Here is a 20791-nt window from a genome sequence, read left to right on the forward strand (position 1 = left end):
GTTTGCCGTGAAAATTTTATCTATACGACTCAAAAATCTCGCGTCTCTTTCGGGTGAACATTTTATAGATTTTGAATCTGAACCTTTAGCTTCAGCAGGTTTAGTGGCGATTGTTGGAAAAACAGGAGCAGGAAAATCAACCATTTTGGATGCCATGTGCCTTGCTCTGTTTAATAAAATCCCACGTTTAAAAGACAGTGATGGTAAATTACAGGATGTTGATGGCTCTGATCTTTTAACCAACTCACCACTGACTGTACTACGCCGTGGTACCGCACACGGCTTTGCTGAATTATGTTTTGTGGCACAAGACCAAAAGCATTATTTGGCACGTTGGGAACTTAAACGTTCCCGTGAAAAAGCAGATGGAAAACTACAAAGTGTCCAACGCTATTTAAAATGCTTAACTGATGGAACAGTAGTAGCAGATAAAGCCAAAGCTGTTGAATCAGCGATCTATAAAATTACCCAACTGAGTTTTGAGCAATTTACCCGTGCAGTTCTTTTGGCACAGTCCGAAGTAACAGCCTTCTTAAAAGCACGTGACAATGAACGTGGTGAATTACTTGAGTATTTAACCAATTCATCCATTTTTGGAAAAGTCGGTCAATTGGCCTACGAAAAAACCAAATTGGTGGCATCAAAACGTAAGGAATTGGAAAATCTTCTCGGCCATATTGAACTCCTCTCTGAGGAAGATGCCGCTGAATTAGACATACAATTCCAACACATCAATCAAGACTATAAAAAACTTGAAGATGAAAAATCGCAACTTGAAAAACAACAGCAATGGTTTGAGCGTAAACAAAAACTGAATGATGAAATTGTCGTTAAGCAACAGTTGCTTGATACACAATTACAAACCCAACAAGGCTTAATCCCTGAGCGTGAACGTTTAAATCGTTTAGAAATATTCTCAGAGATTCGCTCTTGCATTTTTCAAAAGCAACAACTGATAAAAACCGAACAGCAACTCGCACCACAAATTCAAAAACAACAACAGCTTTTTGATGCATTACAAGTTCAATTTGACACTGAAAAGACCCGTTTTCTCCAAACTGAAAGCACTTTAACTGAACAACAAAATTTCGAAAATACCCATCGTGAGTCTTTGAGTGAAGTACGGAAATGTATTCAGGAGCGGGATTTTATTGGGGTCGAATTTAAGAAAATTCAGACCAGATTAAATGATTTAGAATCGTCTAAAACTCCACTACTCAATCAACAACAACAACTAGAACATCATATTCAGCAGATTACAGAAAAACGAAATATTTTAAATCAGCAACTTGCAGACACTCAACAGTTCTCAAGTTTGGATAAAGGTTTAACTGCACATGTGCAACAGTTAACTCAATTTATTCAGCACTATCAATCTATTGAAAATCAATTAGGGAATCTGTCTCAAGCTGAAACGAGATTAATTGAGCAAAAAACACAATTACAAGATTCAATTCATCAATTTGGAACTGCGGAGCAACTTGAAACTCAGCTTGAACAAACACGCCAACAACGTGAATCGAAACTGAGCCAACTCAACCAATTGGCTACGTTACAACAAAAATTAGCCCAGTTTTTTGAATTAAAGATTGAATCCCAGCAGCTTAATAACCAATTGAATCATTGCTCAGCGCAATTTCAACAACTTGAAAAAACCACAATACAGGCTGAGCAAGATGCTCAAACGGCGAAACAAGCTCGTTTAAAACTGCAAGAGGTTTTACAACAACAACGCTTATTACATGCTGAAAATGTAGAACATTTAAGAGCTGAATTAGTAGATGGTCAAGCTTGTGTTGTCTGTGGAAGCATTTCTCATCCTTATCGTCTTGATGATTCTGCTGTATCTAAAGTACTGTTTGAGCTACAACAGCAACAGGAACAACAAGCCACGCTCAAAGAACAAGAAACCTTTAACTTTTGGCAAGCGGTTCAACAAGACTTGACCAAATTGAGTGTCGAACAGCAACAGCTTAAGACTACTCTTCAAAATGTGACTGAAAAAATCACGATCACACAACACCAATGTATTGAACAAGGTCAATCTGCCCAAATCCCAGTGGACTTAACTCAGACACAATCTGAAATCAAGCAGCAATTGGAGCAACTTACCCAGCAATATCAGCTTGATATTCAACAGTTTGAAATGCAATCTAAGCAATGCGTTCAAAACATCAAAATTCAGCAGCAATTAAGTCAAAGCATTCAGCAAACTGAACATCTATTGCAAAATGCCAATAACCTACACAATCAGGTTCAGCATATTGTCAATTGCTTAGCTGACCGTGAAAAAGATACCTGGCAACAGCACAGCGTACAGACTGCACAACATATCTTGAGTCAATTAAATACGCGTACACAACAACTTGAACAATTTGAGTTATTGTCGAAACAGCATGATCAATATCTACAGCAACTCAATACAGCTCAACTCAATATAGCGAATGCAACCAAACAGATTTCTGAAACTGCTCACAGCTTGAACGAGATAAAACTAAAAGGGCAACAAAATACAGAATTGGCAAATCGACTCATTCATAGCATGACTGGATTAACAGAGGTTAAGCCGAATGAATGGTTAACTCAGTATGAGCATGAATACCAGAAAACCCAGACGCTTTACCAACAACAAAAGCAAAGTTTTAACCAATTACGCAATCAATTTGAGCAGGAAAAAAGTCAGCTCGAACAACTTAAAGCCCAGCAACAACACAATCAGAATAGCCTCAATCAAGTGAATCAGGATATTCAGCAATGGCTCACTCAGCATCCAGCTTTTCAGCCTGATGATTTAGAGCACTTGGCTCAAATCACGGCGGTACAAGAACAACAGATTCGCCAACAACTGCAACATGCTGAACGAATGTTAAATGAGGCCAACTCAGCACTTAACACCATACAAGAGCAATTAATCGAACATAAGCTCCATCAACCCGAAATTGATTTTGAACAGCTACAACAATTGATTTTGGATAATGTGAATGCTTTAAAAACCCAATTTGAAATCCGCGATCAGTTAAAACTCAAACTTGAATTGCATCAGCAAAATGTTACTAAGCAAAAGCAATTTGCTGATCAGATTCAACAAGTACAACAGGAAGAACATCGCTGGGGCAAAATTTCAGGCTTAATGGGAGATGCGACCGGTAAGAAATTCCGTGATTATGCACAACAGTATAATCTGGATATTTTACTCGAACATGCCAACCAACAATTAGCGATGTTGTCTCAACGTTATACCTTAAAGCGATTAGACAACTCACTCAGCCTTGCGATCATTGACCATGATATGGATGGTGAAACCCGATCTGTTGCCTCACTTTCAGGGGGGGAGTCGTTCTTGACTGCCCTTGCATTATCTTTGGCAATTGCCAATATGGCATCGGGTTCAATGAAAATTGAATCGCTCTTTATTGATGAAGGTTTTGGAACATTGGATGCATCTTCTTTACATATGGTCATGAATGCATTAGATCAATTGCAGAATCAAGGGCGTAAAGTTGTATTGATTTCACATATACAGGAAATGCATGAACGTATTCCTGTGCAAATTCAAGTGCGCCCTTTAGGGGCGGGTGCAAGTACGATTGAAGTGGTGAGTTAGTGTTTAACTCACACTTCTTAATTTAAATTTTTATCGTATTCTGCTTGTATCTTATCGCAATAAGGTTTCATTGCAGTCACTGAATTTTTAAAACCGTTCAAAGCTTCATCAAATGTACGCTGATCTTCAGCAAACTCTTGATCGAATTGCTCTTTATACTTTTGATTATTCAACAACATTTTAACGATTTGCTGTTGATGAACACATCTCCTATGCGCGCTCATTATATTATCATCTTGAGCCGTATTCGCAATTGAACCCATGAGAGATGCAACAAGGGATTCAAAAACCTCCTTAAACGCTTGATAAGTCTTTTGCTCTGAAACAATCGCTTTGTTCAGCTCAAGATTTGCACTTGTATTTGCATGAATTAAAGATGTAACCAATAAACATAGAATTGATAGTAAATATTTAATACTTTTCATTATTCTTCCAAATAATTAAAAAAGAAGTGCTTATAAGCACTTCTTTACTTTATTCTTTATCGATCTGCGGGAAATGCATTTGGTGGAGGTGCATATTTATTCACGGGTTTAGCCTCATCTTCTGGTGCTTCCAACTCATATAAAACTGTACCAATTACACCAGCATTCTGAATTGAACCATTCTCTGAGTTCGCAGCATACGCATCTTTAGGCTTACTAAAAGTAAAGGAAGCAACAGCAGATTCACTCTTACGGAAACCTTCAATTTTTAAAGAATCATGTGCATGTAAGACATAACCGGAATTGCTTCGGGACGCCTCACTGCCATCAATGACATCTACACCATCAACACTTGCAACCACTTCAAAGGTTTTCGCTGTGTTATTTTCATACTGAAGTTGATAGCTTTGCCCTTCACGCCCTGACAAATAGTAGCTTTGTCCAACACGATACATTGGAATTCGGTTTCCACGATCATCTACAACAGAAAAACTCACTTTTCCTGCAGCTATAGAAATTGCATTGACTGTTTTACCTTTGTAGTTCTTATCTGCATATTGCACGATAGTTTCAGCAAGAGGTGAATCAGATTTACGCTTTAACTGCACTTCAGTCACATGTGAATCAATTTCATCACCCCACTTTGTGCCTAACTTTTCGTCAGCTGCAACTTGATTGTTGGCTGCTTCAGCGGCTGCATCTGCACTGGTCGCTTCGGTTTGAGATTGTGATGCGCTTTCATCTGATTTTTTCGAACATGCAGCTAGAAAAATACACAACAAAAGGCAGAGAAATATATTTATATTTTTCATTATAAAACCTATTTTAAAGTTTATAAGTTACGTAGATTATTATCAAAGTCATAATATCGCAGCTGTTTTGACTGCGCTATTTTTAAATTATTGCAATTATGTAACATTATAACATCTCAAAAAAAGAGGGATAATATCCCCCTCTCTCGTTTTGATATTTTTAATTAATCCGCAGGAAAGGCATTTGGTGCGGGCGCATAAGTATCCTTAGATTTTTTGGGTAGATCGTATTTAGGTGCTTTTAACTCATACACCACTGTACCAATCACACCAGTATTTTGAATAGAACCACTGGCAGAGTTGGCAGCATAAGCATCATTTGGCTTACTAAAAATAAATGAAGCTACAGATGAGTTACTTTTTCTAAAACCTTCAATCGCAAATGAGCTATAAGGTCTTAACACATAACCACTATTTGAACGTGAAGCTTTACTTCCATTAAGAACATCTAGGCCATCGACACTTGCAACAACTTCAAAGGTTTGGCTACTGGTATTGGCATAACGCAATTGATAGCTTTGTCCATCACGGGCTGAGAGATAATAACGCTCACCATCGCGATACAGTGGTAAAATTCGCCCACGATCATCCACAACAGAAAAGCTAATTTTTCCAGCGGCTAAAGAAATGCTGTTAATACTGCGTCCTGAAAATTGCTTACTGGCATAACGAATTTGAGTTTCATCAATAGGATGACTACTTAAACGTTTTAAATCAACTTGAGTCACATACGAACTCACGTCATCTCCCCATTTCGTTCCCAAACGCTCTTCCGACTTTACTCGATTTTGGTTGGAAATTGGCGCTGGTGCAGCCTTAGCTGTTGCTGAGGTAGGTGAAGGTGCAGATTCGATTTCTTGCGAAGTAGCATCCTGAGTTGAAGAATATTTTGCAGTACTACAAGCACTGATTAAAGCACAAAGACATAACCATAATAATAGTTTGGATTTATACATATTCTATTTCCAGTTTTTAAATTTTATTCAAATCAGTATAGTCAAATTGAGGATCATATTACATCTAGAATTGTTGAGTATATTTTAAAAAAGTTAACTGAATAGTTTGCCCTAAAGTAAATTCCAAATGCTTAAACGGATACTCATCAGCTTCATTTTACCAGTACATAGAATTGTTTTTTTATAGTGATTTATCTTAGCCAATGTAAAAATCTAATTACTATTCAAAAGAATAAATACCAACACAAATCAAAAAACTGTATGTAGAAATACAGTTTTTGATTTCATTGATGCAACTACTCAGCTTGTATAGGTCTTAGAGTTAGAATCTGTTCACTACGTCCAAATGGCCCATAAATATCATGTAAGACGGAACTGGTTAAACCAATACCATCGTCACCATATTGTTGTACGGTTTCTAAACCTAACCATTGACCTTGAGGCAAACGATATAAATGAATTTGTAAATCTAAGTTTGGAAAGCCCCAATTAAAAGGGGGTGTTTGTCTCGCCACGACACCATTTGCAGTATCGACCATTCCCATTAACTTCACAAATGACGATGTCGGTCGACCTTCAACCATATCCAAAGTATTGCTAAGCCACACAATACCAGCTCCTTGTCGACGTTGCTCAGTCCTTGCTTCAATCGAATGAATATAGCCACCAGGCCATTGACGTATTTCATCCCAAATTGGTAACTGTTCAGGCGTACCAATAGATTGATCCTCTAAACCTGCAACAATTTGACTATTATTGGTCATCATGCGCCAAGTTCTCGCCACAATGCTTATTTTACCTTGTGTGACCATTTCGGATTCAATCAGTTCAATGGTCTTGCCAGCACGAATCACTTTTGTCCGAATATAAAATTCACCACCCGCAATTAATCCAAGAATATCTAAACTTATACGACCAATTCGAACATCATTTCGAGGTGAAAACTGCTCTAATTCAGCACAAATAACCCCTGTCGCTGGTGCCATATGTTGCTCATGCGCATTCCAAGCCCCTTGAGCATGATGTGTCGATTGATAATGTGCAGTCACTACACCCTGCTCATCGATATGACGCTGAATCAATTGATAATATGCAGACATAAACTTCCCTATCACTCTTAAAAATCATTCGCTATACATATAATTCCGCATTATTTTTGTACTCGACTTAAGCAAAGAAGTCTAATACTAATAGGAAAAATGACCCATAGCGTTCAATATTTTCACACTGGATTGAACGCTTAAATTTAAAGTGAGATATTAAAAAGAGTGACATATTGAAAAGTCAGTATTTGAAAGCCTATATTTAACCGATGAGTAAAACGACAGCTGAAAAAATCAGACAATAAATACCAAAGAAATGCCAGCGGCCATGTTCAAGCCAACTCGATAGCCATTTTAAAGCAACAAGACCTGCAATAAAGCTAAACAGCATCCCAAACATGCTGGGTAAAAGCAGTTGAGCTAAATGAATACTTTGAAAATTCTCGGCATGTAGCAATCGATAAAGCTCTTTTACAATCACCGCTGGGGTTAACACCACTGCCAAGGCAAAACTAAACTCTTCCGCTTTTTGGCGAGCGACACCTAAGAATAATCCTGTTGAAATTGTTGCACCTGAACGTGAAAAACCACGGAACGGCAAGCATAAAGCTTGAACTGCACCAATCCATGCCGCACTTTTCATCGTCACATCACCAGCCTGTCCACGATCTAATCGAGAGGATAAAATAATCAATACACCAGCAGAAGCTAAAGCAGCAGCCATTAATTTTGAATTGCTAAACAATTGCTCAATTTCAAAGTGGTTTGCCCCAGCAAAAAAAACATGTTTGATCATCGATTGCAACGCTAATCCAAGTACGCCCGTGATGCCTGTTGCAACAATCACAAACCATGCTTGTTTTTTAAAACGATCCCATGACGAAAAATAGGTTGTGCGCCAAGACTTCCAAAAATACACAATGACCGCAAACATGGTTCCTGTATGTAGCATCACCAATAAAAACGTCATATCAGGCGCTGATGGGTCAAAACCCATCAATTTTTCAGCCACAATCACATGCGCTGAACTGGATACAGGCAGCAGTTCTGCAAACCCTTGTATGATGGCAAGAATAAGTACATGAAAAATAGTCATCAACAATCTCAACGGATTAGAATTATTGATGCCTTATACGTTTACAGCATTAAATCTAAATTAAAATAAACTTACACCCAGCGAAAATTAAGTCAGCCTCCTCGCCGATTTCGCTACAACCTTTAACGCTGACTTGAATAATCTCGTGCACCAAACAAAGCCGTCCCGATACGTACCATGGTTGACCCTGCGGCAATGGCTTCCACCATATCTCCAGACATCCCCATGCTCAACGTATCCCAATCTTCAGCATGCGCATGATGAACTTTAACCTGATCAAATAATTGCTTTGCATCACTAAATGCTTGCGGATGATCAGGTGCAGGAATCACCATTAAACCACGTAACTTTAAATTCTTTAATTGACTGATTTGTTTCACCAGATCTGCCACATCATCAGGCTGACAACCATCTTTACTGTCTTGTGCATCAATATTGACTTGCAAGCAAATATTTAATGGCGTTTGAGTAGCTTCTCGTTGATTTGAGAGACGCTCTGCAATGATAAAACGATCAACTCCATGCACCCACGCAAACTTTTCAGCAAGATGCTTGGTTTTATTGCGCTGCACATGACCAATAAAGTGCCATTCGATCTCTAAATCTTTTAAATCTTCAATTTTTTCGAGCGCTTCTTGTAAATAATTCTCGCCAAAAGCACGCTGACCCGTAGCATACATTTCTTTTAATAGTGTACTTGGATGTGTCTTGGAAACTGCCAACAACTGTACCTGACTCACATCTCGATTTGCAGCCAAACAGGCCTGCTGAATTTGCGCGAGTACATGATTTCGAGCTTGATTTAGATCATTCATTGACAAGGTTCTCATTTCATAAAAATTTCAGCTTCCAAGCAATGAAATTGTTGGTTATGCTGAGTGAAAGGCCTTATTATTCTACAAAATAATGAGGGTGTGTTGATCGTTCATAAATAGCTTGCGTTGTAGGCTAAAATTGAGCAAACAAGGAATGGAATGTAGAGAATAGCAAGACTATTTTCAAATTTCATAACGCAGTTTGAGATAATTTTAGCCACAACCTGAGCAAGAACAAAGTATTGCTTTGTTCTTAGCGCAAGGCGAAGCTAAGTTTTTTACTGTTTTTTTATTGCGTGTTACCTTGCGAAACGATGTTTCTCATCATTTAGAATAACTAAATTTCGTACTTCGCGCCTAGTAACCCTAAAAAACAGGCTTAGTCGCAAGCATAGATGAATAATCTACACCCCCCTAGGCAAATAGGTTTTTATTCGGGGACATTATGGATATTACAGAATTATTGGCGTTTTCCGTCAAAAACGGTGCATCTGACTTACACCTTTCAGCAGGTATGCCACCGATGATTCGTGTCGATGGTGAGGTCCGTCGTATCAATTTACCAGCACTGGAACATAAAGAAGTTCACAGACTGGTTTATGACATCATGAATGATAAACAACGTCGTGATTTTGAAGAACAATTAGAAACTGACTTCTCATTTGAAGTTCCAGGTATTGCCCGTTTCCGTGTCAACGCATTCAACCAAAACCGTGGTGCGGGTGCTGTATTTCGTACCATTCCTTCCAAAGTATTGACCATGGAAGATTTAGGTTTAGGACAAATCTTTAAGGATCTTTGTGAGTTACCACGTGGTTTGATCCTTGTAACAGGTCCAACAGGTTCCGGTAAATCAACCACATTGGCCTCTATGATTGACTTTATTAATGACAGTCGCTATGACCATATTTTAACGGTCGAAGATCCAATCGAATTTGTTCACCAATCTAAAAAGTGCCTTATCAACCAACGTGAAGTGCATCGAGATACACATGGCTTTAATGAAGCACTGCGTTCTGCATTACGTGAAGACCCTGACATTATCTTGGTTGGTGAGATGCGTGACCTTGAAACCATTCGCCTGGCTTTAACAGCAGCAGAAACAGGTCACTTGGTTTTCGGTACACTACACACCACATCAGCGGCAAAAACCATTGACCGTGTGATTGACGTATTCCCTGCTGAAGAAAAAGACATGGTCCGTGCCATGTTATCAGAATCATTACAAGCGGTTATTTCACAAACTCTGCTGAAAAAGAATGGTGGCGGACGAGTTGCAGCACATGAAATCATGATTGGTATTCCTGCAATTCGTAACTTGATTCGTGAAAACAAAGTTGCACAGATGTATTCAGCAATTCAAACCGGTGCAAACTATGGTATGACCACATTGGATCAGAGTTTAAAAACGCTGGTCGCCAAAGGTGTTATTAGTCCTCAAGTTGCAAGAAATGTAGCAAAACAACCAGAATCATTCTTATAAAATGGATTATTGAGGTTTAAAAAAGATGGACTTTAATGACTTGCTCAACATGATGATTGAGCAAAAAGCATCAGACTTATTTATTACCGCCGATGTTGAACCATCAATGAAAATTAATGGTCAAATTGTTCCTGTGGTAAAAACCAAGTTAAACGGCGAAATTATTATGCAATTGCTTAACTCTATTATGAGTGAAAAGCAGCGTAAAGAATTTGCTGAGACCCGTGAATGTAACTTTGCCATTACCAATCGCGATAAAACTGCGCGTTTCCGTGTCAGCGCTTTTCAACAACGTGATATGCCTGGAATGGTTTTGCGTCGTATTGAAACTCAAATTCCGACCATGGATGAGCTTAAATTACCACCTATTCTTAAAGATCTTGCAATGACAAAACGTGGGATCATCATCTTTGTTGGTGCAACAGGAACAGGTAAATCAACTTCGCTTGCGTCCATCATTGGTTATCGCAATCAAAATTCTAAAGGTCATATCATCACCATTGAAGACCCAATTGAATTTGTACACGAACATGCAGGATGTATTATTACCCAACGTGAAGTGGGAATTGATACAGATTCTTTTGAAATTGCGCTTAAGAATACTTTGCGTCAAGCACCAGATGTGATCTTGATTGGTGAGATCCGCTCTCGTGAAACTATGGACTATGCCATTGCCTTTGCTGAAACAGGCCACTTAGTCTTTGCCACACTGCATGCCAACAACGCCAACCAAGCAATTGACCGGATTATTCACTTCTTTGAGTCTGACCGTCATAGCCAGTTGTTTATGGATCTATCACTTAACCTCAAAGCCATGGTTGCGCAACAATTGATTCCAACACCAGACGGTAATTCTCGTCGTGCTGCAATTGAAATTCTCATCAACTCACCGTTAGTTTCAGACTTAATCCGTAAAGGTGATGTACATGAAATTAAGGATTTGATGAAGCGCTCTCGTGAATTAGGTATGCAGACATTTGACCAAGCGTTATTTGACCTCTATAAAGCGGGACAAATTACCTATAAAGACGCACTTAAACATGCTGATTCTCCAAATGATTTACGTCTACAAATCAAATTGGATGAAGAAGGTGGTGCACAGCTACTCAATTCAAATAGCAAACTCACCTTTGATGGACAATAGTTCAAAAGCAAAAAATAAGCTGATATAAAAAGAGGGGGCTTAGTTAAGCCCCCTCTTCATTTGTTGTATTTATGTGATTCTAGCGCTTACGATAAGCTTCCTGACATGCAGGTTCATCACAATAACCGTACAGATTCAAAGAATGTCCAGTCAATTGAAAGCCGTGTTTCTCAGCTACCGAATGTTGCTCATGCTCGATGGTTTCATTAGTAAATTCAACGACTTTATTACAATTTTGACAAACCAAATGATCATGATGATCTTCTTGCATAATTTCAAAAACAGAATGATTGTTTTCGAAATGATGGCGCTGGATAATTCCAGCAGCTTCAAATTGTGTTAACACACGATATACGGTCGCTAGACCGACATCTTCACCTTGTTCGAGTAATGTTTTATAAATGTCTTCCGCGCTCAAGTGGTGTTGTCTTGAATTTTCTAATAATTCCAAAATCTTGATTCGTGGTAGGGTAACTTTAAGTCCAGCTTTGCGTAAATCTTGATTTGAAATAGGCATATAAAAAGGTCTCTCAACAAATTTTAAGTTGGAATATGCAACAGAGTTGAGATGCAGTATGATCTATCCTTGGATCAATTGCATCATAATTAATTTGGGATAGTGTAGCAAAATGCAAAAAATCATGCTGACGTTATTCGTCGCTTCTTTACTTGGTGGTTGTTCTGTATTTGGAGTATACAAAGTCGATATTCCTCAGGGAACACCGTTAACCCAAGCTCAAGCTTCAAAAATTCAAGTCGGTATGACCTACCAACAAGTACAGTTCTTGTTGGGTAGCCCAACAGTCTCAGATCCATTGAATCCAGGACGATGGGATTACATTTACAACTATATCCCAGGAACTTACGCGAAAAAAGCGAAGATTCCCGCAGCACATGGCCAACATTTAAAGGTTTATTTTGATCAATCAGGTGTCGTAAACAAAATTGAAGGTTTAGAAACCATTCCTGAGTCTCAACCTGGTTTACCTGCTTCTAAAGAAGCAATATTGAATGCGCCCCCACTATAGACACTTTGCGATAAAAAGAAACCCCTCAATGAGGGGTTTTTCATATGCATTCAATTGTTTAAAGCGATTATTGTAAATAACGCCTTATTTAAATAACAATTGTTGATAGCGATTGCCACGGCAGTAACGTCCGACAGGATTTGCTTTTGCGCGATTGCGACGAATATCTTTTGGATTAATCGTTAAAGCTCTATAAATTTCAACACGATCACCTGCTTGTAGCAAATGCGATTGCGCTTTTATTTTCACTCCGAAAATACCGAAACTAAAATTTTCAGGTAATTCTACTTGTTGCGCCAATCCACTTTGCGCAATTGCATCGGCAATCGTCATGCCTTGAGAAAATTGTAACTCAATGTGAAATTGTTGCTTTTCGGCAGCATATGCCACCCAAATCTTTGCCACGAGATTCACCTTGACCCTTAAATTAACTGTCCAATATAGGATACCAATGCCAACACAATACTCAAAGGTAAAACAATTCGTACCGCAATACGCCAAATATTATAAAATGCTTCTGAACTAAAATTGATTGCTTTACGTAGATGGCTGATTTTCATGATCCAACCCACAAAGATCGAATAAATCAAGCAAATGACCAAGCCCCAAATCATCAGCAATGGATTAAACAGCACTGCAATGTTTGGAATTGCCCAAGTGAACAATCCCAGCAACAACACTACAAATTGAATAAGTATTGCGACTTGACGTTGAGCTAACTGTTCTTTGCCTAGTTGTAATAATAACGCGGCTGAAATGACTGCAGTAAATAATAAAGTATACGCAGGGATTTGTGCTGAAGCCGCAAAAAAACCAAAGGCAATCACAGCAACCAATTGCGCAATCCAAATCGGTAAAGCTGTTTTAGATGCCTCATTATTCTGTTGAACATTCAACAAGCTAGTTTGCCAATACAAGCCTAAACCGAGACCTGTGGCCACAAGGGCTAAAATCGTTGCATTGCCCCACTCCTTAAACTCTACAGGAGTAACATGCCAAGCCTGTAAGTGTGTACCGAAAATCTGTGCAAGGATTAAAGAAAGCAGCACGCCTATCGTGATCAAACCCACTAAAATTTGACGAGGCGCAAAAGACAAAGCAAAAGCCACCACAGCGACACCTGCAAATAACAGATGGCCTTCTATCGGTAAATTCGCAATCTGCACAGCACTTTGACTGATATTCGATAAAATCCCACCCGCTAAGAATGGAATAAAAATAACAGCCAGCCAACCCACAATACGCCACGATTGTGATGCATCAGCATCACGAGTTAAGCTAGACAAGGCATTGAGTGCAGTTGTTTTAGAACGCTTTGCTAAAGCAACTTCTAAATAAGTAATCGGCAATGCCAACACCAGCATTGACACTAACCACAATATCCAAAAATCAATTTGTCGATCAATTTGAATACCCAGACTTGGAGCTAAACCTGCGATAATCATAAATGATAAACAAAATGCCATGAGCGGCGATAACCATCGTGACATAGAATAATCCTGCATGAGGTGTTTCGTAAAAAGTTCTGCTATTTTGCCTTTGTCGATGCTGAAAATCAAAGCTTAAAAGAAAAAAGCAAATCACCCCTCGATGATTTGCTGCGCTAGATATTGTTATAATCTTTGTTATTTCTTTTTATCCCCTCTGAATTTTTTTAGTTAGAGAGCTGGTGATTCCCATAATTTCACAATCATAAAATGCCTGTAAATTATGAAAAAAATCTTGCAAACCAATTTTTGCCTTTTTTCTTTTCGTTTTCTTTAATGATCCCCATCATATTTAATTTTACAGCCCCTACATAATCTGCATCATCATGCTGAATATGATTAATTAACCATTTAGACAATACTTCATGCAATTCTTTTTCTATAGAATGCCCTTCTTCAAAACTGGTACGATAACTTTCGATACGTTTAATAAATAAGTCATGTACGCGTTTATGAGGAACACGGTATTTATAACCCGCTTCTTCTTGTAAGCTTTCTTCAAAGGTAAAATGGGATTGTGTATAGTCAATAATATTATCAAGAATTTGCTTAATACGAGTACGATCCGTTGCCATACCGATTTCATCAATTTCATTGATATAATCCAAAATCCGTTTATGTTGATCGTCGATCACATCGATACCCGTATTATATTCTGGAATCCATCTCATCTTCATACGATCACCTTAAAATAATGTCTTGACCTTCAGCAACCATATTAACGGCTATCTCTATAAATAAAAATGAACTGTATTAGTCGGGATTCATTAAAAAAACTATGAAATAAATTAAGTTATTGTTTATACTTAGATAATATTTTAATCCGCACTAAAAGAGTAAGATATTTTTTAACCAATTATTAAGTTTAAATAATTTTATTGATTGTCTATATTTATTATTTAGAATGAATAAATGATTATGAATGTGTAATCTAAAAATTTTAAACAACCACTCAAATGATATTTTACTTACTATTTTCAACACGATTTCTCGTGATAAAATCACTCAATCATTTTTGCAAAATAAGAAAAAATATTCTTTTGTGATTTTGTTATATTTTTAAATAATTTCTTTATTCAAGTGAAATTTATTTTCTATTTTTATTCCGCTTATTTCATGATTTACTCTTAAAAGAGTTGAAATATAAATTTTATCACGACAATTTTATATAATAGACTTCTTTCATAAGTCCTTTTTAAAACCATAAATCAACATAAAAGCGCCCTCATCCTAGCCTTCTCCCAAAGCGAGAAGGAACTTTCAATACCAATATGATTCATGCCACATAATCATTTTTTGATTTATGAAACAACTTTAATATTTAAACAATTATAACGATATTATTACTCATTTTTTTCAAGAGAATATGATTAAACATTATTATTTTGATTGTCTTCTGTTTGTTGTAGTAGCATAAAAATACTCCGTTAAGTATCAAAGATGACCATCCTATACAATTTAATATGAGACTTTGATCATTCAAAATAATGCGATTTACAATAAATAATTCGAAGTAATTTTTACAGGATTTAGTGAAAAAAACCCTGTAACCGAATGATAAGGAAATTGCTATCGATCTAAGATAATTCTTGCATCTATAGCTAGTACAAAAGCACCTATAAAAACCTGAATGGGCTAGTTAAATTGAATTGTTTTTTATTTTTACAATGATTTATACTTGAAAAACATGGAGTTAGCGAATAACACCTCCCCCCAATCATCATATGAATTCATTCAGATCAAACTAATATTGATCTGCCTTGGTGACTCTAACCAAACTTGGATCAGCAGCCTCACGAGCAAGTCTTTCAACATGTGTTGTTGCTGTTTTTATCACTTGACCATCTTTAAATAAAATCATCTCACCAGGTTGGTATGCGGTCCAAACTTCATTTTGAGTTAATGGCTCTGTGGTAATCACGGCAACACGATCTTCTTTTGTCGTAAATTGACTAAAATCAATATCGACATCAATATCGACCAAGCGTGCATATGTAAATGGATACTCGCGTACAATCCAATGCAGCTTCGTTGTCGCATAACTAAACAATGCTTGTCCATTGGAGAGGCAAAAATTAAAAGTGCCATATTCTGCAATTTTAGGTGAAATTTCTTCAAGCAAGGCAAATACATCATTTAAACTCGGTTCAAAATAACCAAATCTTAAAACCAGTTGTTCAAGCAAATAACAAAATGCCAGCTCACTGTCGGTACTGCCTACAGGGGTAAAACGCCCTGACAAATGTGGATGAAAGTTATGTAAATCACCATTGTGCGCAAAAATCCACTGTCTACCCCATAACTCACGAATAAAGGGGTGGGAGTTTTCTAAGGTGATTTTACCTTGAGTTGCTTTGCGAATATGCGCAATCACATTCCGTGATTTGATTGGATAGTTACGTACCAGTTCAGCAATCGGTGACAAGACTGCAGATTGATTGTCGACAAATAAACGACATGCTTTATCTTCAAAAAAGGCAATACCAAACCCATCAGAATGATCAGAGGTTATTCCTGCACGTTGAGAAAACCCACGAAACGAAAAAGTAATATCAGTGGGAGCAGCGCAGTTCATTCCAAGCAATTGGCACATAGTGTATTCATACAACATTTTATTTATAAGAATATTGTGCATGACTACACAGCTGCTTGCAAATCTCAATAACTGAAAATAACTGCAAACAGATGCATATTATACCCATGACCTAACCCAGATCAGCAAAATGATTTGGGTACTTTTAGGATATCAAACTCTAAGTCCCCTTATTTTTCGGACACTCAGCGATTAACCATTTTGTTTAAAACAAAGTTTTTGGCAATTTCATTGACATCTAAAAAGACAAAATAATCTAAACAATTAAATGCTTCATCGTGATATGCCTGTTTCGATAAACGCGCATTCATTTTCAAATAGACATCAAACAACTTTGGAATTCGTTCATCTTGTGGAAAGCTATACTCTGGATGGCTCGGTTCAAAAGCGGGATTTGCCTTTATATCAATCGACTGTTTGGCAGTCATTTTCTTCAAATGCTGATGCGTATAGTAAGCACGTGCCTTATTGTCTTCCAAACGGATACTGACACATCCCATTAAGTGTTTTGCTTTCATTTTCCATAGCACTGTCGGAACCAAATTTAACCACAACATCGACAATGCACGTCCATTACGATAACGCGGATGTACACACGTACGGCCTATTTCCACAATATTGGATAGATGTGAAAGTTGAGAAACATCAAATTCTTGTGCGCTATAACTACGTGCAAGCTCATGCCCCTGAATCAACTTCAGACGTGTATAGGCAACAATCTCATTGCTCCATTTATCACGTAATACCGCATGCTCACAATCAAGGTCATATAAATCTTGATCTAATCCATTTTCAAATGTAATGCCAAACTGATCTGCGAATTGTACTGCACGAAATTTTTGTACTTCTTTGAGTTGTTTCAGGTCTTCAACCCATTCAAATTTATATTGTGATTGTGCTTTTTTAGGTTTTGGTAACGGTAAATTTAAGTTCTGGAAGTTCTGACGATACTGATTTAATTTTGCGAACATATTTTCGACTCCTTGAGCTTTTACTTACACTAGGCAATCCCGATGACACTTATATGACGAAAAAATGACCGTTTAAAAACACGCTATGAATGGTTAATTTGAAATAAAATCGGCAAAACAAAAAAGCCAATGTTTTACACTGGCTTTTGAAGAAAAATAATGTACTGATTAAAAATTATTTCTGAGGCTTGGCACGGTTGGTAATTAACGTTCCTACACCATGATCGGTAAAGATTTCTAAGAGTGTTGCATGAGGTACCCGCCCATCTACAATGTGCGCACTCACAACCCCACCTTTAACCGCATCTAAGGCACAACCCACTTTAGGAATCATCCCCCCGTAAATCACCCCAGTTTCAATGAGACGATCGACTTCTTGAGTACTTAGTCCAGTCAGGAGGTTTTTATTTTCATCTAAAACACCTGATATATTGGTCAATAGAATCAATTTTTCCGCGCCCAAAGCTTCTGCCACTTTACCTGCGACTAAGTCTGCATTGATATTATAAGTTTGACCGTCTTCATCTACACCTAAAGGCGCAATCACTGGAATAAAATCACTTTGGGTAAACATTTCTAAAACGTCAGTTTTAACCCCAGTCACTTCCCCAACTAGACCCAAGTCAATTTGCGTGACTGTACCATCTGCAAGTGTCTTTTCCATCAAGAGCTTTTGAGCACGCAATAAATTACCGTCTTTACCCGTTAAACCAATGGCACGTCCACCATGCTGATTAATCAGATTAACGATAGATTTATTGACGCTGCCGCCTAAAACCATCTCGACCACTTCCATGGTTGCAGGATCCGTTACCCGCATTCCATCAATACGATCAGACTCACGGCCCAACTGTTTAAGCAATGAATCTACTTGTGGACCACCACCATGTACGACAATCGGATTTAAACCTACAGTTTTGAGTAAAACGATATCGCGAGCAAATGAGCTTTCCAACTCTGGATCAGTCATTGCATTGCCACCATATTTTACAACGAGTGTTTTACCTGAAAATCGTTGAATATATGGCAAAGCCTCTGTCAATATTTGCGCTTTGTCGATGCCAGTATGCTGATGTGGCATTCGCCTCTCCTTAGTGAGCTGTAGGAATTAGACTGATGAATATGGATGATGCAAGAAATCAGTGTGCCTGTAGAATATCTTGGGCGATCATAGGATAACGATCACTGAGCATAGACGCAAATGTCTGACGAATTTCATTTAAACAATTTGGACAATCTGCATCAAAACGTACGGTAAAATATTCACCTGTATTTGATGCCCGAATAATGCCAAAACCATGCTCAAAATCAAGGCGAACACCATCGATTTTACTCAGCTCAGCACCAAATTGTTGACTGAGCTGTTCGATCTCATTCAAAACAATTTTCGGATCAGTACGATGGGTACTGATATAGGTATCTTCAGTATAAAAACGATCTGGATAACAAGCTAAGATTTCAGACAATGTTGCTTGAGGGAAACCACATAAGTATTCCATCACACGTAAGGCAGCATATAGACCATCGTCATAACCAAGTCCACGCCCATCATTAAATACATAATGACCTGCGTACTCACCACCAAAGACAGCCTGGCCTTTTGATTGCGACATGTATTTGCGTAAAAAACTGCTACCAGTTCGAATCATCTTGGCTTGACCGCCCAAACGTTCAACCACTTGACGTACCATAGATGAACATTTCACATCAAACACAATTTCATGCTGTGGATGATCTTTTAAACACATTTGGGCAAACAATGCTAAAAGCCGATCCGCTGAAATAATATGGGCATTTTCATCCAATAAAACCACGCGATCACCATCACCATCTAAAGCGATACCAATGTCTGCCTGATGATTGAGTACATTTTGTCGTAATAATTCTAAATGTGTGGCTTGTGAAGGATCTGGTGCATGGTCAGGGAAGTTTCCATCAGCATTACAGCGTAATGCAATCACCTCACAGCCCAATTTTTTTAAAACAAGATTAGCACAAAAGCCTGCGGAACCATTTAAGCCATCAATCACGACTTTGAGCGGTCGGGTTAAGTGAATATCTTTTAATAATGCAGATTTATAGGATAAACAAAATTCAGATTTAATTTGATGAGCCGCTGTTTGAACAAACGATCCTGTATCAAGCAATGGAAACTGCTCACTTTGCAGATAACTTTTTGCTTGAGTGCCTATGTTTTGAATCATTTCAGGAGACGGTGGCTCAAACTGCATAATCCATTTAATACCATTGTCGGTTTTTGGATTATGACTCGCTGTCACCATAATGCCATTGCCCTGCGTATTTCTTGCAGCAAAGTACAATTGTGGCGTAGCACAACAACCTATTTCAGTGACTTCAATGTCTTTATTTTGAAATACCTGTTTGATAATTTGAGCATATGCAGGACTACTTAATCGTGCATCGTATCCTAAGGTGATTTTTGATTGACCCTTTTCAATCAGTTGATCAACTAAAGCATATGCGATTGCCTGAATCAATTCAGGTGGCATCATTTCAACTTTTCCACGAATATCATAGGCGCGGAAAATCTGAAAAGGAAAATCATTCATCTTTTTCATAAGCAAAACTTCTATTTGCTTAACCCTTTATTTCGTCAGCTTTATCGCTCTAATGATAAGCAAGCAATTCATTTATATGAGAATATTTATATCGGGTCAAATGCAATATACTAAAAAACTCTTGATAATATATTCAATTTTATATACAGCGTTATACATACTTTTTGTTACAAATAAACATAATACTAAAAAAGCCTGATAAATCAGGCTTTAAAATAATGAGAGAAATCTAGTTCTTCCCAGTGTGACCAAAACCACCAGCACCACGTTCAGTCGCTTCAAATTCGCTTACAATATCAAATTGCGCTTGAACTACAGGCACTAAAACATACTGTGCTAAACGCTCACCTGGCTCTAAAGTAAAGGTGGTTTGACCACGATTCCAAACAGAAACCATCAATTCGCCTTGATAATCTGAATCAATTAAGCCAACCAAATTGCCCAATACGATCCCATGCTTATGGCCCAAGCCCGAACGTGGTAAAACCAGACCAGCAAAATTAGTATCTTCAATATAAATGGCCATACCTGTTTTAACCAACACAGTTTGACCAGGTTCAATTTGAATTGCTTCTTCAACACATGCACGTAAGTCCAAACCCGCTGAACCTGTTGTTGCATATGTTGGCATTGGCCATTCTTGACCTAAACGTTGATCAAGTACTTTTACTTGAACTTTCATATTGAAATCCTTGGTTAAATAAAGCTGTTAAAGGTTCTTCTATGTCTTCCGATCTGTTTAAAAGCAAATCGAA

At 37.9% G+C, this 20791-nt stretch carries 19 protein-coding genes; 4 read left to right on the forward strand and 15 right to left on the reverse strand.

Annotated elements, in window-relative coordinates; all coding sequences use genetic code 11:
• The first annotated feature begins 7 nt into the window (after positions 1-7).
• Positions 8-3604, forward strand: a complete 3597-nt coding sequence (locus GJV03_RS05220; protein WP_354666835.1) for an SbcC/MukB-like Walker B domain-containing protein — start codon at positions 8-10, stop codon at positions 3602-3604.
• 17 nt (positions 3605-3621) lie between these two features.
• Here the strand turns inward: GJV03_RS05220 and GJV03_RS05225 are convergent, their stop codons facing one another.
• From GJV03_RS05225 to GJV03_RS05250, 6 genes are all read right to left on the reverse strand, one after another.
• Positions 3622-4029, reverse strand: coding sequence for a hypothetical protein (locus GJV03_RS05225; protein WP_154129628.1), 408 nt, complete (start codon positions 4027-4029; stop codon positions 3622-3624).
• A gap of 56 nt (positions 4030-4085) precedes the next feature.
• A complete protein-coding gene (locus GJV03_RS05230; RefSeq protein ID WP_154129629.1) occupies positions 4086-4841 on the reverse strand; it encodes a hypothetical protein in 756 nt (251 codons plus the stop codon).
• Positions 4842-5005: 164 nt separating this feature from the next.
• Complete coding sequence (locus GJV03_RS05235; protein WP_034610965.1) at positions 5006-5797, reverse strand: hypothetical protein; 792 nt, start codon at positions 5795-5797, stop codon at positions 5006-5008.
• A gap of 296 nt (positions 5798-6093) precedes the next feature.
• A complete protein-coding gene (locus GJV03_RS05240; RefSeq protein ID WP_154129630.1) occupies positions 6094-6897 on the reverse strand; it encodes a thioesterase family protein in 804 nt (267 codons plus the stop codon).
• Between the two features lie 205 nt (positions 6898-7102).
• Positions 7103-7936 (reverse strand): undecaprenyl-diphosphate phosphatase, encoded by an 834-nt coding sequence (locus GJV03_RS05245; protein ID WP_154129631.1) that lies wholly within the window; start codon positions 7934-7936, stop codon positions 7103-7105.
• Positions 7937-8058: 122 nt separating this feature from the next.
• On the reverse strand, positions 8059-8751 hold the full coding sequence (locus GJV03_RS05250; RefSeq protein ID WP_154129632.1) for a YggS family pyridoxal phosphate-dependent enzyme: 693 nt from the start codon (positions 8749-8751) through the stop codon (positions 8059-8061).
• Positions 8752-9196: 445 nt separating this feature from the next.
• On the opposite strand from GJV03_RS05250, the gene GJV03_RS05255 reads away from it, so the two are divergent.
• Together GJV03_RS05255 and GJV03_RS05260 are read left to right on the forward strand one after the other, a co-directional pair.
• On the forward strand, positions 9197-10234 hold the full coding sequence (locus GJV03_RS05255; RefSeq protein ID WP_004722735.1) for a type IV pilus twitching motility protein PilT: 1038 nt from the start codon (positions 9197-9199) through the stop codon (positions 10232-10234).
• 25 nt (positions 10235-10259) lie between these two features.
• Entirely contained in the window at positions 10260-11378 is a 1119-nt protein-coding gene (locus tag GJV03_RS05260) for a PilT/PilU family type 4a pilus ATPase (protein ID WP_004722736.1), read from the forward strand.
• Between the two features lie 79 nt (positions 11379-11457).
• Here the strand turns inward: GJV03_RS05260 and fur are convergent, their stop codons facing one another.
• Positions 11458-11895, reverse strand: coding sequence for a ferric iron uptake transcriptional regulator (fur, locus tag GJV03_RS05265; RefSeq protein WP_004722737.1), 438 nt, complete (start codon positions 11893-11895; stop codon positions 11458-11460).
• 112 nt (positions 11896-12007) lie between these two features.
• Here fur and bamE point away from each other — a divergent pair, with 112 nt between their 5' ends.
• Complete coding sequence (gene bamE / locus GJV03_RS05270; protein WP_004722739.1) at positions 12008-12406, forward strand: outer membrane protein assembly factor BamE; 399 nt, start codon at positions 12008-12010, stop codon at positions 12404-12406.
• Positions 12407-12490: 84 nt separating this feature from the next.
• Here bamE and GJV03_RS05275 read toward each other — a convergent pair whose 3' ends face one another.
• From GJV03_RS05275 to dut, 8 genes are all read right to left on the reverse strand, one after another.
• A complete protein-coding gene (locus tag GJV03_RS05275) occupies positions 12491-12820 on the reverse strand; it encodes an RnfH family protein (RefSeq protein ID WP_035371671.1) in 330 nt (109 codons plus the stop codon).
• Positions 12821-12828: 8 nt separating this feature from the next.
• On the reverse strand, positions 12829-13896 hold the full coding sequence (locus GJV03_RS05280; protein WP_105713222.1) for a hypothetical protein: 1068 nt from the start codon (positions 13894-13896) through the stop codon (positions 12829-12831).
• Between the two features lie 218 nt (positions 13897-14114).
• On the reverse strand, positions 14115-14570 hold the full coding sequence (locus tag GJV03_RS05285; RefSeq protein WP_056514616.1) for a bacteriohemerythrin: 456 nt from the start codon (positions 14568-14570) through the stop codon (positions 14115-14117).
• Between the two features lie 1067 nt (positions 14571-15637).
• Complete coding sequence (locus tag GJV03_RS05290) at positions 15638-16486, reverse strand: class II glutamine amidotransferase (protein WP_016539214.1); 849 nt, start codon at positions 16484-16486, stop codon at positions 15638-15640.
• Positions 16487-16671: 185 nt separating this feature from the next.
• Entirely contained in the window at positions 16672-17457 is a 786-nt protein-coding gene (locus GJV03_RS05295; RefSeq protein ID WP_105713223.1) for a GNAT family N-acyltransferase, read from the reverse strand.
• Between the two features lie 175 nt (positions 17458-17632).
• A complete protein-coding gene (argB, locus tag GJV03_RS05300) occupies positions 17633-18538 on the reverse strand; it encodes an acetylglutamate kinase (RefSeq protein WP_004722746.1) in 906 nt (301 codons plus the stop codon).
• Between the two features lie 58 nt (positions 18539-18596).
• The gene (locus GJV03_RS05305; RefSeq protein ID WP_154129633.1) at positions 18597-20036 is read right to left on the reverse strand and encodes a phosphomannomutase/phosphoglucomutase; all 1440 of its coding nucleotides are present in this window, start codon (positions 20034-20036) and stop codon (positions 18597-18599) included.
• 229 nt (positions 20037-20265) lie between these two features.
• Positions 20266-20718, reverse strand: a complete 453-nt coding sequence (dut, locus tag GJV03_RS05310; protein WP_004722748.1) for a dUTP diphosphatase — start codon at positions 20716-20718, stop codon at positions 20266-20268.
• Between the last annotated feature and the right edge of the window lie 73 nt (positions 20719-20791).

Origin of the sequence: Acinetobacter sp. RIT698 (assembly GCF_009668065.1) — a bacterium.
In the GTDB taxonomy this organism is placed as follows: Bacteria; Pseudomonadota; Gammaproteobacteria; order Pseudomonadales; family Moraxellaceae; genus Acinetobacter; species Acinetobacter guillouiae.

Excerpts from the sequence above, each read along its gene's own strand:
- GJV03_RS05225 (WP_154129628.1), bottom strand. The coding sequence starts at position 4,029 with ATGAAAAGTATTAAATATTTACTATCAATTCTATGTTTATTGGTTACA.
- GJV03_RS05240 (WP_154129630.1), bottom strand. The coding sequence starts at position 6,897 with ATGTCTGCATATTATCAATTGATTCAGCGTCATATCGATGAGCAGGGT.
- GJV03_RS05255 (WP_004722735.1), top strand. The coding sequence starts at position 9,197 with ATGGATATTACAGAATTATTGGCGTTTTCCGTCAAAAACGGTGCATCT.
- GJV03_RS05230 (WP_154129629.1), bottom strand. The coding sequence starts at position 4,841 with ATGAAAAATATAAATATATTTCTCTGCCTTTTGTTGTGTATTTTTCTA.
- GJV03_RS05280 (WP_105713222.1), bottom strand. The coding sequence starts at position 13,896 with ATGTCACGATGGTTATCGCCGCTCATGGCATTTTGTTTATCATTTATG.
- GJV03_RS05245 (WP_154129631.1), bottom strand. The coding sequence starts at position 7,936 with ATGACTATTTTTCATGTACTTATTCTTGCCATCATACAAGGGTTTGCA.
- GJV03_RS05235 (WP_034610965.1), bottom strand. The coding sequence starts at position 5,797 with ATGTATAAATCCAAACTATTATTATGGTTATGTCTTTGTGCTTTAATC.
- GJV03_RS05290 (WP_016539214.1), bottom strand. The coding sequence starts at position 16,486 with ATGTGCCAATTGCTTGGAATGAACTGCGCTGCTCCCACTGATATTACT.
- GJV03_RS05260 (WP_004722736.1), top strand. The coding sequence starts at position 10,260 with ATGGACTTTAATGACTTGCTCAACATGATGATTGAGCAAAAAGCATCA.
- GJV03_RS05285 (WP_056514616.1), bottom strand. The coding sequence starts at position 14,570 with ATGAAGATGAGATGGATTCCAGAATATAATACGGGTATCGATGTGATC.
- GJV03_RS05250 (WP_154129632.1), bottom strand. The coding sequence starts at position 8,751 with ATGAATGATCTAAATCAAGCTCGAAATCATGTACTCGCGCAAATTCAG.
- bamE (WP_004722739.1), top strand. The coding sequence starts at position 12,008 with ATGCAAAAAATCATGCTGACGTTATTCGTCGCTTCTTTACTTGGTGGT.
- GJV03_RS05305 (WP_154129633.1), bottom strand. The coding sequence starts at position 20,036 with ATGAAAAAGATGAATGATTTTCCTTTTCAGATTTTCCGCGCCTATGAT.
- fur (WP_004722737.1), bottom strand. The coding sequence starts at position 11,895 with ATGCCTATTTCAAATCAAGATTTACGCAAAGCTGGACTTAAAGTTACC.
- GJV03_RS05295 (WP_105713223.1), bottom strand. The coding sequence starts at position 17,457 with ATGTTCGCAAAATTAAATCAGTATCGTCAGAACTTCCAGAACTTAAAT.
- argB (WP_004722746.1), bottom strand. The coding sequence starts at position 18,538 with ATGCCACATCAGCATACTGGCATCGACAAAGCGCAAATATTGACAGAG.
- dut (WP_004722748.1), bottom strand. The coding sequence starts at position 20,718 with ATGAAAGTTCAAGTAAAAGTACTTGATCAACGTTTAGGTCAAGAATGG.